Genomic DNA, 13,992 nt, shown 5'->3' on the forward strand with positions numbered 1-13,992 from the left:
GACGTCGGTCCGTCCTGGCGAGGGAGCGGCACGGCAGCGGGCGGTACTGCCGCTGCGCAGGTCCGGGAATCGCCCTACCGTGAGGTGGAGGCGGTCCCCGAGAGGTCGCCCCCCGTCTCGTCGTGCCCCGAGGGCACCTGACTCCTCCCGTGAAGGGGGCGTGGTGTCATGACGTCCTGGGCGGCCCGGTTCAGGTTGCGGCAGTACGCCAAGTCCAGCCTGTGGATCGTGCCGATGCTCGGTCTCCTCCTCGGCGCCCTGCTCGCCGAGCTCGCCCTCGCCGCGGACAGTGCCGACTGGCCGCCGAGCGGCTGGCACTACTCCGCCACGACGGCGAGCGGCGTGCTGGCCGCCATCGTGGGCGCGATGGTGGCGCTGCTCGGGTTCGTCGTCACCATCGGCGTACTGGTGGTGCAGCAGGCCACGAACACCCTCTCCCCCCGGTACATGCGCCTGTGGTATCGGGACCGGCTGCAGAAGGCGGTTCTCGCGACCTTCACGGGGACCTTCGCGTTCGCCTTCTCCCTGCTCCGCAGCGTCGAGTCCGCGTCGGTCCCCGACCTGGGGGTCACCCTGGCCGGCGCGGCGGTGGCGGTCAGTCTGGTGCTCCTGCTCATCTACCTCAACCGGTTCACCCACAGCCTCCGGCCGGTGGCCATCGCGGAGTTGGTCACGCGCCTGGGGGAGACGGTCTTCACCGAGGGCGCCAGGGCGATCCGGGGCGCCGCGCCCCGTGGGGACGGGGCGGTGCCGTCCGACGGTCCGGTGACGCACGTGCGTGCCGTGCGCGGTGGCGCCATCCAGGCGTTCGACGTGCCCGGCCTGGTCGCCGAGGCGGCGCGCCACGACTGCGTCTTCGTCGTGACCCGGCTGATCGGGGACTTCGTACCGCCCGGCACCGTACTGGTGGAGGTGCGCGGGGGCACCCCCGGCCCCGCGCCGGAGCGGGTGACCGGTTTCGTCGCCCTCGGGGCCGAGCGCACGATCGAACAGGATCCCGCCTTCGCGCTGAGGATCCTCGTCGACATCGCGATCAGGGCCCTCTCCCCCGCGGTGAACGACCCCACGACCGCGGTGCAGGTCATCAACTACATCGAGTCCTTCCTGCACACGGTCGGCACCACACGGCTCCCCGGACGCCACGTCCTGGCCGATCCGGGCGGGAACCCCCGGGTCGTGCTTCCGGGCCGGGACTGGGACAGCTACCTCCAGCTCGCGGTCTGCGAGATCCGCGACTACGGAAGTTCGTCCGTGCAGATCTGCCGGAGACTCCGGGCCATGCTCGAAGGCCTGCTCGACGCCCTGCCGCCGGCGCAGCACTCCGCCGTGCGCACGCAGTTGCTCCTCCTGCAGGAGTCGGCCGAGCGGGCGTTCACCGACCCGGCCCGCCTGGCCATCGCGGAGCGGGCCGACCACCAGGGCATCGGCGGGCAGTACTCCTCCCCTCCCCCTGCCGCGCCTCCGTCGGACCGGCCGCCGGAGGAGGGCGCACCGTCGTGAGCGCGCCCCGCTCCGCGGACACCACGGGTCCGCCGCGCGGGCGGCCCGCGGCCGTGCCCGGCGGGTCACCGGCCGGCCGCGGGGGGTGCGGCGCGGGTCACCGGGTGCGGTCGAGCAGGTGGGTGAACAGCGCGTCCAGTTCCTGTGCGGCGGTGTGCGTCAGCGGCGCGTCCCGCAGTGCGCGGCGAGCGGTGTCCAGCTCCCGGCGGGCTTCCTCGCGGGTCGCGGTCCGGCCGCCGGCCTCCTCCACGAGGGCCGCCACCTGTGCGGCGGTCTCGCCGTCGATCCGCCGGGCGGAGTCGAGCCGCGCCGCGAGTTCCCGCGCGGCCCTGCCGCCGCCTGCCAGTGCGGCGAGGACCGGGTAGGTCTTCTTGCCCCGGCGCAGGTCGGCGTGGACGGGTTTGCCGGTCACCGCCGGGTCGCCCCAGATGCCGAGGATGTCGTCCACCGCCTGGAAGGCGAGGCCGAGATGGCGTCCGGCGCGTTCGAGCGCGGTCACGGTCCGGTCCGGGGCGCCGCCGAGGACCGCGCCGAGCGCGATCGCGCCACCCAGCAGCGCGCCCGTCTTGTGCCCGGCCATCGACCGGTACCCCTCCGGCACGACCGCACCGGGGCCTGACCAGGGCCGGTCCTCGAAGCGCAGGTCCTCCGCCTGGCCGGACACCAGGGTGTTCAGCGTCCGGCAGAGGCATCGGACCGCGGCGGCCGCGTGGGGGCCCGGTGCCTCGGCCAGGCTCGCCACGGCCTGGGCGAAGAGTGCGTCGCCGGCCAGGACGGCCGGGCCCGTCCCGTACGCCTTCCACACGGCCGGGCGCTGCCGGCGCAGGGCGTCGGCGTCCATGATGTCGTCGTGGAGCAGGGAGAAGGTGTGCACGAGTTCGACGGCCACGGCGCCCGGCACGGCGTCGGCGCCGTCCGCCCCGGCGGCCTCGGCCCCGAGCACGGCGAGCGCCTGCCGGACGCCCTTGCCCTCGGAGCCGCCGGGGTCCGGGGTCCCGGCCGTGTCGGCCCAGCCAAGCGCGTACGCCGCCATCTCCCCCGTCCAGGGATGCAGCCGGCCCACCGCCTCCACCAGTGCGGGCCGGACCAGTTCCCGGCATCGCTTCAGGACGTCGGTCGCCGTGGCGTCGTGACCACGAGAGGTGGGCGCCGAGGTCGCGGCGGCCGCGGAGCCGGGGAGGCCGGCGGGCGGGCGGACGGGTGAGGCGGACGTCGGGAGGGCGGTCATCGCAGCCCCTCCGGGTCCGCCGTCCGCAGGGCCTCCGCCCCGACCGCCGGCAGGATCGGCCCGGCCACCCCCGCACCGTCCCCGGCGTGATCCGGCAGCGGCCCGACCCCCAGCTCGGCCGCGGCCTTGTCCACCATGTCCCGGGCGTGCCGCAGCCCGATGCGGTCCAGTGTGGAGCGCAGTTCGGTCAGCTCCGCGGCGGTGTTCCCGGCGTCGCGGCCCAGCCGGGCACCGGCCTTGACCAGGCCCAGCCGCGACAGCGCCGTCCCGCGCGGCTCGTCCATCTCACGGAACTCCTCCAGCGCCAGCGCGTACAGCTCACGAGCCTGCTCGTACCGACCCGCCCGGTAGAGCACGTTGCCGCGCATCTTGTGGTTGTAGGCGAGCGCGCTGGACAGCGATATCTCCCGGCACGCCTCCTCCGCCCGCGACAGCAGGGACAGGGCGCGCTCCGCGTCCCCGTCGCGTACCGATACGACGTCGGCGATGCCCCGGAGCGCCCACGCCCACCCGCGCCGGTCCTCGGCGCGCGACGCCGTCTCGGCCGCCTCCTCGAAGAGGGCCAGGGCGTCGTCGTAGCGGCCGGTGTTGCGGTGCATCTGCGCGATGCCCTCCAGCGCCCACACCGTGTGCCGGGCCTCGCCCCGACGGCGGGCCTCGGCCAGCAGCTGCTCGTGCAGCCTCCCCACGGCCTCGTAATCGCCCTGGATACGCCCGGTCTCGGCGAGTCCCGCCAGCGAGTAGCCCCGCACGACGACGTCCCCGCCCCGCTCGCCCGCCTCGGCCGCCAGGTTCAGCAACCGGTACGCCAGCCTGAGCGCACCGCGCTGCCGGGCCAGCGTGCCGCCGCTCCACAGGGCCCAGGCCATCGCCCCTTCGTGGCCCGCCGAACGCGCCGCCCGGTAGCTCGCCTTCCACGCCCGGTCGGCCTCCCCGATCCGCCCGAGCCTGCGACACGCCTCCGCCACGGCCAGACCGCAGCGCGCCGCCTCCCGAAGATCGCCGGACCGCTCCGCCGCCCGGAGCTCCCGCACGCCCCGGGCGAGCACCTCGGGCAGGGAGGCGTTCACCGACAGTGACCCCAGAGCCCCTTGGTACTCCGGCGCCGACGCCTTCGCCGGCCTCTCACTCACCTGACCTGCCATCAGAACCTCCTCATGCCGACTCGACGATCAAGCCGGCGCGAGGGTCAAGACGTGCACAGCGGGCGGGGGTTCCTCCTCGGCCGCAATGTCCGTCTGGCTACGGGCGCGAGGGTCCTCCTCAAGTGCTACCCGGCCGTCCGAGGCTCCTCAGCGAGACGTACGCGGGGCCGCGGTCGGCACGTCATGGCGATCCCCGCGGACGGCGGGGCGAGCCCGTGCGGCGACGGTTCCCCGGCGGGGCACCGCGCGGTGATCGGTCCGGGTGATGGAGGGATCACTGGTGCGCTGTACGGAAGTTGTGCTTTCCTGAACCCATGAGCCTGCTCGTGATGCGTCGACACGTGGACTACGTGCACGTCACGACCATGGCCTGTTCCGGCTGACACCGAGGCCTCGACCCGGCGTCCGGACACCGACGCGCTCAGCCCGCAGGGCTCCTGGGCGCCTCCCCGACGGCCTCGTCCTGCCCCATGGTCCGTCCCTCCTGCCGTGCGTGCCGGTCCCCTGTCTTCGGGACTCCGGCCCACCGCGGCGGACAGGCCGCCCAGAGCACACCATCCACAGCAGCAGGAGGAGACGCATGAGCGTCCGTGACATCCCCGAGGCCCGCGAGACCGTCGACGGCGACATCGACGGGCGCACCGGCGCACCCGATCCGGCGCGCTTCGCCGCGGAGTGGGAGGAATGGCACCGGGACAAGGACGCCCGGCTCGCCGCCGAGCACGGCTTTCTCGCGATCACCGGCCTGCACTGGCTCTCCGCCGAGCCGCAGAAGGTCCCCGGCGCCCCGGGGAGCTGGTCGACGGGGCCCGAGGGCGTCACCGTGGAGCTCGACGAGGGGACCGAACTCGTCGTCGAGGGCGCGGTGGTGCGAGGGCGGCACCTCTTCGGCATCATTCCGGAGCGCGGCGGCGTCGACGCCGTCTGGCAGGACACCGTGATCGAGGTCGCCAAGCGCGGCGGTCACGACGTGGTCCGGCCCCGCCACCCCGACCACCCGCTGCGCGTCGAGTTCACCGAGACGCCGGCCTACGCGCCCGATCCCCGCTGGGTCGTCACGGGCCGCTACGAAGCCTTCGACGAGCCGCGGCCGACCACGGTCGGCGCCTCCGTCGAGGGACTTCGGCACGTGTACGACGCTCCGGGCCGTGTCGTCTTCCGGCTCCGGGGGCGCGAGCTGAGCCTCACCGCGTTCAACGGGCGCACGCCGGGCAGCCTCACGGTGCTGTTCACCGACGAGACCTCCGGCGTCACCACGTACGCGGCCAACCGCCAGCTCACGGTGGCAGCGCCCGGGCCCGACGGCACGGTCGTGCTCGACTTCAACCGCGCCACCAACCTGCCGTGCGCCTACACCGACTTCGCGACCTGCCCGCTGCCGCCGGCCGAGAACCGGCTGCCCGTCGCGATCGAGGCCGGAGAGCGGATCCCCCGGGAGCGCGGCCCGGTCGACTGAGCCCCGTCCCGGTCAGGGCCGCGGAAGCCGCCGGCCCGGATTGTTGCCACGGCGTGACGGCGCCATGGCCACCCCGTGGCGATTACCGTCCGGCACGAGGCAGAGCGGCTCTGCGGACTTAGCCTCCCCGGAACGGCCCTGCCGCTGATGACGCGGCCGGGGCCGCTCCCCGTCTCCGCCGAGGGCAGGTCCCCATGAGTATCTCCAGCACCCCGAGTGTCGACGAAGCACGGTCGCGACTGCCCGACCTGCACGTGGTCGACGTCCGTGCCCCCGGCGAGTTCGCCTCCGGTCGCCTGCCGGGCGCCGTCAACGTCCCCCTGGACCGCATCGAGGACCATCTCTCCGACCTGCGGGACGCCGCCGAGCGAGGACCACTGCTCCTGGTGTGCGCCGGCGGCGCCCGCTCCGAGAAGGGTGTCGCGGTCCTCGCCTCCCACGGGATCACCGCCGCGCGCCTCACCGGCGGCACCCGGGCCTGGGCCGCCGCCGGCCACCCGCTCGAGCACCCGCCCGGCCCGGTGCGCGCCGTCTGGGGGATGGAGCGCCAGGTGCGCTTCACCGCCGGCGCCCTCGTGCTGCTCGGTCTGGCTCTCGGCCTGCTCGTGCATCCGGCGTTCCAGGCGCTGTCGGCGGGGATCGCCGGAGGTCTGGTGTTCTCGGCGCTCACCGACACCTGCGGCATGGCCGTGGTGCTCGGTCGGCTTCCCTTCAACCGGCGCGGCTGAGCACCGCACGGACCCCTCCGGGGGTCTCTCCCATGAACGCGGTCCAGCAGGTCCGGGGTGTCGGTCCACCCCGGACCTGTTCTGTGTCCTCCGCGTGCTCCCGTGCGATCCGGGACCCGGCTCGCAGGCCGTACGGGCCCGATATGCGGACGCGCCGGTCCGATATCCCGGTGAACGCATTCGGCGGGCGAACGCCGAGCCGGGAGAAAACCCTTTCCCGGCACGGTGTTTCGGGCCGGTTGTGAACGCCGTACGACACGCGTATGTCGCCTGATTCACTATGCGAGACGCAGTCGGACATGACATTGACGGGTCCGGTTTTCGCTGCGAGTCTCTTGGTCGTGAGCACGCCCGAGAACCTCGCCGCGCGGCTGCACGTCGATCTCCGACGTCAAGCCAGCGCCATCTGTGCCGCCGGCCGATAAATCCGCCGGCCGGCATCCTTCTCCTGCTCTTCTGCCCGCCGTGGACGTGCCGTGCCGCGTCACCGCGATGGCTCACCGGGCTTTTCGCCGGCGTCTTCGGACCCGGCCCCTTCACCGCCGTTCGGCGCCTTCCACGTCCTTTCCCAGAATCCCGGCACGCCGTTTCCGGCAGCCATTCCATCGAACGTGAACAGGAATCCCCATGACCACGACGGCGTCGAACCGACGACAGTTCCTCACCCTGCTCGGGCTCTCGGCGGTGGCGGTGAGCTGCGGCACGGCCGCCACCGGAGCCTCCGGCAAGGGGCAGACCCGGACGCTGCGGTACCAGGGGTGGGCAGGACAGGTGACTCTGCCGGAACTGGCAGCGGACCTCGGCTACCTGGAAGACGTGAAGCTGGAGTGGGTCGGCAACACGATCAGCGGCCCTCAGGACATCCAGTCCGCTGCCACCGGGCAGACGGACTTCGGCGGCGCATTCAACGGCGCGGTCGTCAAACTGGCCGCGAACAACACCCCCATCAAGGCCGTCATCAGCTATTACGGCTCCGACAAGTACGCCTACAACGGCTACTACGTCCTCAATGACAGCCCGATCCGATCCGCCCGCGATCTGACCGGCAAAAAGGTCGGAATGAACACCCTGGGGGCGCACGCGGAAGCCATGCTCGACATCTATCTCCAGCGCGGCGGTCTGTCCCGGGCGGAGATCGAAAAGGTCGAGCCGCTGGTCGTGCCGCCGGTGAACACCGAGCAGTCCCTGCGGGCGAGACAGATCGAGGTGGCCGTGCTCGGCGGAATTCTGCGCGACAAGGCACTCGCGTCCGGGGGAATTCGTCCGCTGTTCACGGACTTCGAACTGCTCGGCGCCTTCAGTGCCGGGTCCTACGTGATGACGGAGCGCTTCCTGAAGCAGAACCCCGACACGGCCCGCACCTTCGTCACCGCGGTGGGACGGGCCATCGAGTGGTCGCGCACCACTCCGCGCGCCGAGGTCATCGCCCGGATGACGGAGATCGTGAAGAGGCGCGGACGCAACGAGGACCCCGCGCCCCTGAAGTTCTGGCGGTCCTACGGCGTCGCCGAGACGTCGGGCCGGATCACCGGCAAGGAACTCCAGCTCTGGATCGACTGGCTCGCCGAGCGCGGCGACATCCGGAAGGGCCAGGTCACGTCGGGCGACCTCTACACCAACGAGTTCAACGCGGCGGGTCGGGGCGGCGCGACGCCCTCCTCGCCGGCCCCCTCCGCCTCGACGAGCGGGAGCTGATCCCATGCCTGTCACCACACCCAAGATCGTGTTCGAGGACGTGCGGAAGGTCTTCACCGTCAAGGACTCGCCGGTGAAGGGGGGTTCGGGGGCGCGGAAGTCGAGGGAGTTCACGGCTGTCGACGGCATCGACCTGGAGGTCGCCGCCGGTGAGTTCGTCGTCCTGGTCGGCCCCAGCGGCTGCGGCAAGTCGACCCTGCTGGATCTGCTCGCCGGCCTCGCCCGGCCCACCGGCGGACGGATCCTGCTCGACGGCGAGCCCGTGACCGGTCCCGGCCTCAACCGCGGCATCGTCTTCCAGCAGTACGCGCTGCTGCCCTGGCGCACCGCGCAGGGCAACGTGGAGTTCGGCCTGGAGGCCACCGGTGTTCCGCGCCGCGCACGGGCGGCACGCGCACGGGAGTTCCTCGACCTGGTCGGCCTGACCGGGTTCGAGGACCGGCATCCGCATGAGCTGTCGGGCGGGATGCGGCAGCGGGTGGCGATCGCCCGCAGTCTCGCGTACGACCCGGACGTGCTGCTCATGGACGAGCCGTTCGCCGCCCTGGACGCCCAGACCCGCGAGTCGTTGCAGGACGAACTGCTCCGCATCTGGCAGCGCACCGGGAAGACCGTCGTCTTCATCACGCACGGCATCGACGAAGCCGTCTACCTCGGGCAGCGCGTCGCCGTCATGACGTCCAGGCCGGGCCGCATCAAGCAGGTCGTGCCGGTCTCCCTCGACTCCCGCACCACCACCGACGACATACGTTCCAGTCCCGAGTTCGCACGCCACCGGCACGAGATCTGGTCGCTGCTGCACGACGAGGTGGCCCTGGCCCAGCAGTTGGAGAAGCAGGAGGCCTCCGCATGAGCCTCACGACCCGCACCACCACCGCCGAGGGGACTCCCCCGGCGGCCCCGGCGGAACCCGCCGAAGGCGTCCACGCCCCCGTCGCCGCGCCCGTCGCGTCCGCGGCACCGCCGGCGCGCCGGACCCCCTCCCGGACGGTCCGTCTCCGCGAGGCGGCCCGGCGGCCGGTGTCCCTCCTGGTGACCGGCGCCACCAAGTCCGCGGCGATCGCGGCCCTGCTGCTGCTGTGGGAGGCCGCGCCACGGCTCGGACTGGTCGACCGGACCTTCCTGCCCCCGTTCAGCGAGGTCGCCGTCGCCTGGTGGGCGCTGGCGGCCGACGGTCAGCTCGCCGACAACACCTACGCCAGCCTGGTGCGCTCGTTCAGCGGATTCGGTCTGGCCCTGGCCGTGGCCGTACCCCTCGGTCTGCTGATCGGCTGGTACCGGCCCGTGGCCGATCTGCTCAATCCGCTGCTGGAGGTGTTCCGCAACACCGCCGCGCTGGCCCTGCTGCCGGTCTTCGTCCTGCTGCTGGGCATCGGCGAGACCTCGAAGATCTCCATCGTGGTGTACGCCTGCGCCTGGCCGATCCTGCTCAACACGATCAGCGCCGTACGCCATGTCGACCCCACCCTGCTGAAACTCGCCAGGTCGATGGACCTGTCCGCGCCCCGCCTCTTCCAGAAGGTCATCCTGCCGTCCGCCGTACCGATGATCTTCACCGGCATCCGGCTGGCCGGAGCGGTGTCGATCCTGGTGCTGGTCGCCGCCGAGATGATCGGCGCGAAGGCGGGCCTCGGCTATCTGATCAACGCCTCGCAGTACAACTTCGCGATCCCGCAGATGTACGCGGGCATCATCACGATCTCCGCCATCGGCGTGACCGTCAACCAGCTCCTGGTGGCCCTGGAGCGCCGGCTCAGCTCCTGGCGTGTATCCGCCGGCGACTGATCCGGCCGCCCTCCCGCCGCGCAGTCCCCGATCGTCCCACCGCCCCGATCCGAGGAACCCCATGACCGCGACCCGCCCCCGCCGGCTGCATCTCAACGCCTTCCTGATGAACGCCGGCCACCACGACGCCGCCTGGCGCCACCCGCGTACCCAGCCCGAACGGGTCACCGAACTGGCCTACTTCCAACAGCTCGCCAGGACCGCCGAGCGCGGGCTGCTCGACTCGGTCTTCCTCGCCGACGGTCTCGCCCTGTGGGGGAACGCCCGGTACAACGCGCTGGGCGGCTTCGAACCGCTCACGCTGCTGTCCGCGCTGGCGGCGGTCACCGAGCGCGTCGGACTGATCGCCACCGTCTCCACCACCTTCAACGAGCCCTTCCACACCGCCCGCTGGTTCGCCTCCCTGGACCACATCAGCGGCGGCCGGGCCGGCTGGAACATCGTCACCTCCGGCACCGTGAACGAGGCCCGCAACTTCGGTCAGGACGAGCACCTGGAACACCGGCTCCGCTACGAGCGGGCCCGGGAGTTCGTCGAGGTCACCACCAAGCTGTGGGACAGCTGGGAGGACGACGCGATCCTGCTCGACCGGGAGCGCGGCATCTACGCGGACACCGACCGGGTGCGGGAGATCAACCACCGCGGGGAGCACTTCGGGGTGCGGGGTCCGCTGAACGTCCCGCGCAGTCCGCAGGGCCACCCGCTCCTGGTGCAGGCCGGTTCGTCGGAGGACGGCAAGGAGTTCGCCGCCCGGTACGCCGAGGCCGTCTTCACCGCCCAGCAGACGCTCGCCGACGGCCAGGACTTCTACAAGAACCTCAAGTCCCGGCTCGCCGGCCACGGCCGCGGCGAGGACCAGCTGCTGGTGCTCCCGGGCATCGCCCCCGTCATCGGGTCGACCGAGGCCGAGGCGCGCGCGCTGGAGCAGGAGCTCACGGAGCTGCAGATCCCCGAGTACGGGCTCGCCCAGCTGTCCGGAATGCTCGGGACGGACCTGACGGGACTGCCCTTGGACGGGCCCCTGCCCGAGCTGCCCGAGGAGCGGGACATCAACGGCAACAAGAGCCGCTTCACGCTCGTCGCCGAACTCGCCCGCCGCGACGGCCTGACGGTACGCGAGCTCATCGCGCGCCTCGGCGGCGGACGTGGCCACCGCGTCTTCGCCGGCACACCGGAGCAGATAGCCGACGAGCTCGAGGAGTGGTTCACCCAGGGCGCCGCCGACGGCTTCAACATCATGCCGCCTCATCTGCCGGGAGGGCTGGAGGACTTCGTCGACCACGTCGTGCCGATCCTGCAGCGCCGCGGCCTGTTCCGTACGGAGTACACCGGCCGCACCCTGCGCGAGCACTACGGGCTGGCCCGCCCCGCCAACCGGCTGGCGGCGGCAGCGGCGGAAGGAGGCACCCGGTGACCGGGCTCGATCTCACCGCGGACGTCCTGGTCGTCGGCGGTGGCCCGGCGGCGACGTGGGCGGCGCTCAAGGCGGCGCAGGCCGGGGCGGACGTGGTCCTCGCCGACAAGGGCTACTGCGGCACGAGCGGCGCCACGGCATCGAGCGGCACCGGAGTCTGGTACGTCCCGCCGGAACCCGCCGCGCGCGAGGCGGCCATGGCGAGCCGGGAGGCGCTGGGCGGGTTCCTGGCCGACCGGCGCTGGATGGCGCGGGTGCTGGACCGGACGTACGCGGGCATGAACGAACTGGCGGTGGCCGGCCGCTATCCCTTCCCGACCGGGCCGGACGGAAAGCAGCTCAGGAACGGCCTGCAGGGGCCGGAGTACATGCGCCGGATGCGGATCCGCGTCCAGCGGGCCGGTGCGCGCGTCCTCGACCACAGTCCGGTGACCGAGCTGCTCACGGACCCGTCCGGGGCGGTGGCCGGGGCCAGGGGGCACCGGCGCCAGGCCGGGGAGCCGTACCGGGTGCGCGCCGGAGCGGTCGTCCTGGCCACCGGGGGCTGCGCGTTCCTCAGCGGCGCCCTGGGCTGCAACGTCAACACCGGCGACGGTGCGCTGTTCGCCGCGGAGGCGGGCGCGGAGCTGTCCGGCATGGAGTTCTCCAACGCGTACGGCATCGCACCCGAGGGCACCTCCGTCACCAAGACCGCGTTCTACTCCTTCGCGACGTTCTACCGCGAGGACGGCTCGGTCCTGGAAGGTGCGGCCAGCCAGGGCGGCAGGTCCGTGATCGCGAGAACGCTGCTCAGCGAGAAGGTGTACTGCCGCCTGGACCGGGCGGACCCGGCTGCCCGGCAGTCGATGCGGCTGGCCCAGCCGAACTTCTTCCTCACCTTCGACCGGCTCGGCATCGACCCCTTCACCCAGCGGTTCGCCGTCACGCTGCTGGCCGAGGGCACCGTGCGCGGCACCGGCGGCATCCGCGTCGCCGGCGACGACTGCTCCACCACCGTTCCGGGGCTGTACGCGGCCGGGGACGCGGCCTCCCGTGAGGCGATCTGCGGCGGCTTCACCGGCGGCGGCAGTCACAACGCCGCGTGGGCCATCTCCTCGGGCTCGTGGGCGGGTGAGGGTGCTGCCCGCCACGCCTTCTCCCTGGGGAGCCGCTTCCCGGAGCGCCGGACGGTCCCCCTGGGCGGGGCCGGGATCCGGCCCACGGGCAGGCCGGGTACGGCCGCCGGCTTCCGTGACGTCGTCGCCGCGGTCCAGGCCGAGGTGCTGCCCTACGAGAAGAACTACCTGCGCCACGGCGAGCGGCTCACCGCGTCCCTGCGGGTGCTCGACGGCGTCTGGCAGGAACTGCGCGGCGGCCCGCACGCGGAAGGCGGGGACGTCGTGCGGGCCCGGCAGGCGTCGGCGATGGCGGCCCACGCCCGCTGGATGTACACCGCGGCGCTCGCCCGCACCGAGAGCCGCGGCATGGCCAGGCGACTCGACTTCCCGGCGCAGGACCCGCGGCAGCACCACCGCATCGTCACCGGCGGCCTCGACCGGGTGTGGACCCGGCCCGAGCCCCTGACCCCCCTGGCGGACAGACCACTGGAGGTGGCTTCGTGATCGAACTGGTCTCGGCGGAACGCTGCATCACCTGCGACAAGTGCATCAAGGTCTGCCCCACCGACGTCTTCGACCGGGGTGAGGACGGGGTCCCGGTGCTCGCCCGCCGCGACGACTGCCAGACCTGCTTCCAGTGCGAGGCGAACTGCCCGGTCGACGCCCTGTACGTCGCGCCGCAGACCCGCCCGCTGCCCGACGACCCCGGCGTCCGCGACGAGGAGCACCTGGCCCGTACCGGACTGCTCGGCAGCTATCGCCGGCACATCGGCTGGGGACACGGCCGCACACCCGGCGCACTGCGGGCCGTCGGCCCTCCCCTCGGCCCACCGGGGGCCGACCGCCCCTCACTGCCCCTCACATCCTGACCGAACACCCCTGGAAGGAAACGCACATGACCACCAGCACCGGCTTCGACGTCCGCAGGACCGGAGGCCGTATCGGCGCGGAGATCCACGGTGTGGACCTCCGCGCCGACCTCGACCCCGCCGTCGTCTCGGAGATCAACTCGGCGCTCCTGGAACACAAGGCCCTCGTCTTCCGGGACCAGCAGCTCGACGAGGCGGGTCAGCTCCGCTTCGCGTCCCTCTTCGGCGAGCTCACCACGGCGCACCCGACCGTGCCGTCGGTCGACGGCCGGCCCCAGATCCTGCCCGTGGACGGCGACGAGGGCATCCGCGCCAACACCTGGCACACGGACGTCACCTTCGTCCGCACACCGCCGAAGGCGTCCACGCTGCGCAGCATCGTGGTCCCGCCCTACGGCGGCAACACCCTCATCGCCAACTCGGGCGCCGCCTACCGGGATCTGCCCGAGCCGCTGCGCGAGCTGGCCGACAGGCTGTGGGCGGTGCACACGAACGCCTACGACTACGCCGCCCCCGCCGCCCCGGCGAGCGAGAAGGCGGCCGAGCACCGCAAGCAGTTCGTCTCCCGGAAGTACCGCACAGCCCATCCGGTCGTCCGGGTGCACCCCGAGACCGGGGAGCGCGGACTGTTCATCGGGGGCTTCGCGCAGAGCATCATCGGCCTCGGCTCCTCGGAATCCCGCGACCTGCTGCGCATCTTCCAGTCGTACGTGACCCGTCCCGAGAACATCCTGCGTGTGGTGTGGCAGCCCGGCGACCTCGTCCTGTTCGACAACCGCATCACCCAGCACTACGCCCCGGACGACTACGGCGACCTGCCCCGGCTGCTGCACCGGGTGACCGTCGCGGGCGACGTCCCGGCCGGCGTGGACGGCACGCTCAGCCACATCATCGAGGGCGACGACGCCGCCCACTACACCCCGGCGGCAGCCTGAGTCCCCGGGGAGTGTCCCGCCGGTCGGGGGCCGGAGCCCGGAACCCGGCGAGACCGGCGGGACACTCCCCGGGCCGCCGGGCCCGCGGCAGGCCGCGCGTCCGGCAGGGCGCTCCGGTCGCCGTCGTGTCCGTGCACGGG

12 protein-coding genes are annotated in these 13,992 nt (G+C 72.8%); 10 read left to right on the plus strand and 2 right to left on the minus strand.

Annotated features, from left to right (window positions below):
- The first annotated feature begins 168 nt into the window (after window positions 1-168).
- Window positions 169-1,500: a DUF2254 domain-containing protein gene (locus ACE1OA_RS03145; protein WP_432752211.1), complete on the plus strand. Its 1,332-nt coding sequence runs from the start codon at window positions 169-171 to the stop codon at window positions 1,498-1,500.
- A 97-nt stretch (window positions 1,501-1,597) separates the two neighbouring features.
- On the opposite strand, the gene ACE1OA_RS03150 is transcribed toward ACE1OA_RS03145, so the two are convergent.
- Together ACE1OA_RS03150 and ACE1OA_RS03155 are read right to left on the minus strand one after the other, a co-directional pair.
- Window positions 1,598-2,728 (minus strand): polyprenyl synthetase family protein, encoded by a 1,131-nt coding sequence (locus tag ACE1OA_RS03150; RefSeq protein ID WP_384874995.1) that lies wholly within the window; start codon window positions 2,726-2,728, stop codon window positions 1,598-1,600.
- The gene (locus ACE1OA_RS03155; protein WP_386542246.1) at window positions 2,725-3,873 is read right to left on the minus strand and encodes a tetratricopeptide repeat protein; all 1,149 of its coding nucleotides are present in this window, start codon (window positions 3,871-3,873) and stop codon (window positions 2,725-2,727) included. The genes ACE1OA_RS03150 and ACE1OA_RS03155 overlap by 4 nt, the downstream gene beginning before the upstream one ends.
- 580 nt (window positions 3,874-4,453) lie before the next feature.
- Here ACE1OA_RS03155 and ACE1OA_RS03160 point away from each other — a divergent pair.
- The 9 genes from ACE1OA_RS03160 (at window position 4,454) to ACE1OA_RS03200 (ending at window position 13,852) form a co-directional block, all read left to right on the plus strand.
- Window positions 4,454-5,329 carry a DUF1684 domain-containing protein gene (locus ACE1OA_RS03160; protein WP_384875001.1) on the plus strand — a complete coding sequence of 292 codons (876 nt, stop codon included), beginning with the start codon at window positions 4,454-4,456 and terminating at the stop codon, window positions 5,327-5,329.
- Window positions 5,330-5,523: 194 nt separating this feature from the next.
- Window positions 5,524-6,057 carry a rhodanese-like domain-containing protein gene (locus ACE1OA_RS03165; protein WP_432752212.1) on the plus strand — a complete coding sequence of 178 codons (534 nt, stop codon included), beginning with the start codon at window positions 5,524-5,526 and terminating at the stop codon, window positions 6,055-6,057.
- A gap of 627 nt (window positions 6,058-6,684) precedes the next feature.
- Complete coding sequence (locus ACE1OA_RS03170; protein ID WP_432752213.1) at window positions 6,685-7,752, plus strand: ABC transporter substrate-binding protein; 1,068 nt, start codon at window positions 6,685-6,687, stop codon at window positions 7,750-7,752.
- 4 nt (window positions 7,753-7,756) lie between these two features.
- Window positions 7,757-8,605 carry an ABC transporter ATP-binding protein gene (locus ACE1OA_RS03175; protein WP_356605252.1) on the plus strand — a complete coding sequence of 283 codons (849 nt, stop codon included), beginning with the start codon at window positions 7,757-7,759 and terminating at the stop codon, window positions 8,603-8,605.
- Window positions 8,602-9,537 (plus strand): ABC transporter permease, encoded by a 936-nt coding sequence (locus ACE1OA_RS03180; RefSeq protein ID WP_384875011.1) that lies wholly within the window; start codon window positions 8,602-8,604, stop codon window positions 9,535-9,537. The genes ACE1OA_RS03175 and ACE1OA_RS03180 overlap by 4 nt, the downstream gene beginning before the upstream one ends.
- A 61-nt stretch (window positions 9,538-9,598) precedes the next feature.
- On the plus strand, window positions 9,599-10,951 hold the full coding sequence (locus ACE1OA_RS03185) for an LLM class flavin-dependent oxidoreductase (RefSeq protein ID WP_356605256.1): 1,353 nt from the start codon (window positions 9,599-9,601) through the stop codon (window positions 10,949-10,951).
- Window positions 10,948-12,552 (plus strand): FAD-binding protein, encoded by a 1,605-nt coding sequence (locus ACE1OA_RS03190; protein WP_432752214.1) that lies wholly within the window; start codon window positions 10,948-10,950, stop codon window positions 12,550-12,552. Before ACE1OA_RS03185 ends, ACE1OA_RS03190 begins: the two co-directional genes overlap by 4 nt.
- Window positions 12,549-12,917, plus strand: a complete 369-nt coding sequence (locus ACE1OA_RS03195) for a ferredoxin family protein (RefSeq protein WP_356605260.1) — start codon at window positions 12,549-12,551, stop codon at window positions 12,915-12,917. The genes ACE1OA_RS03190 and ACE1OA_RS03195 overlap by 4 nt, the downstream gene beginning before the upstream one ends.
- A gap of 26 nt (window positions 12,918-12,943) precedes the next feature.
- The gene (locus ACE1OA_RS03200) at window positions 12,944-13,852 is read left to right on the plus strand and encodes a TauD/TfdA dioxygenase family protein (RefSeq protein ID WP_356605262.1); all 909 of its coding nucleotides are present in this window, start codon (window positions 12,944-12,946) and stop codon (window positions 13,850-13,852) included.
- Window positions 13,853-13,992 lie beyond the last annotated feature (140 nt).

The organism is Streptomyces sp. JL2001 (assembly GCF_050917515.1).
GTDB lineage: Bacteria > Actinomycetota > Actinomycetes > Streptomycetales > Streptomycetaceae > Streptomyces.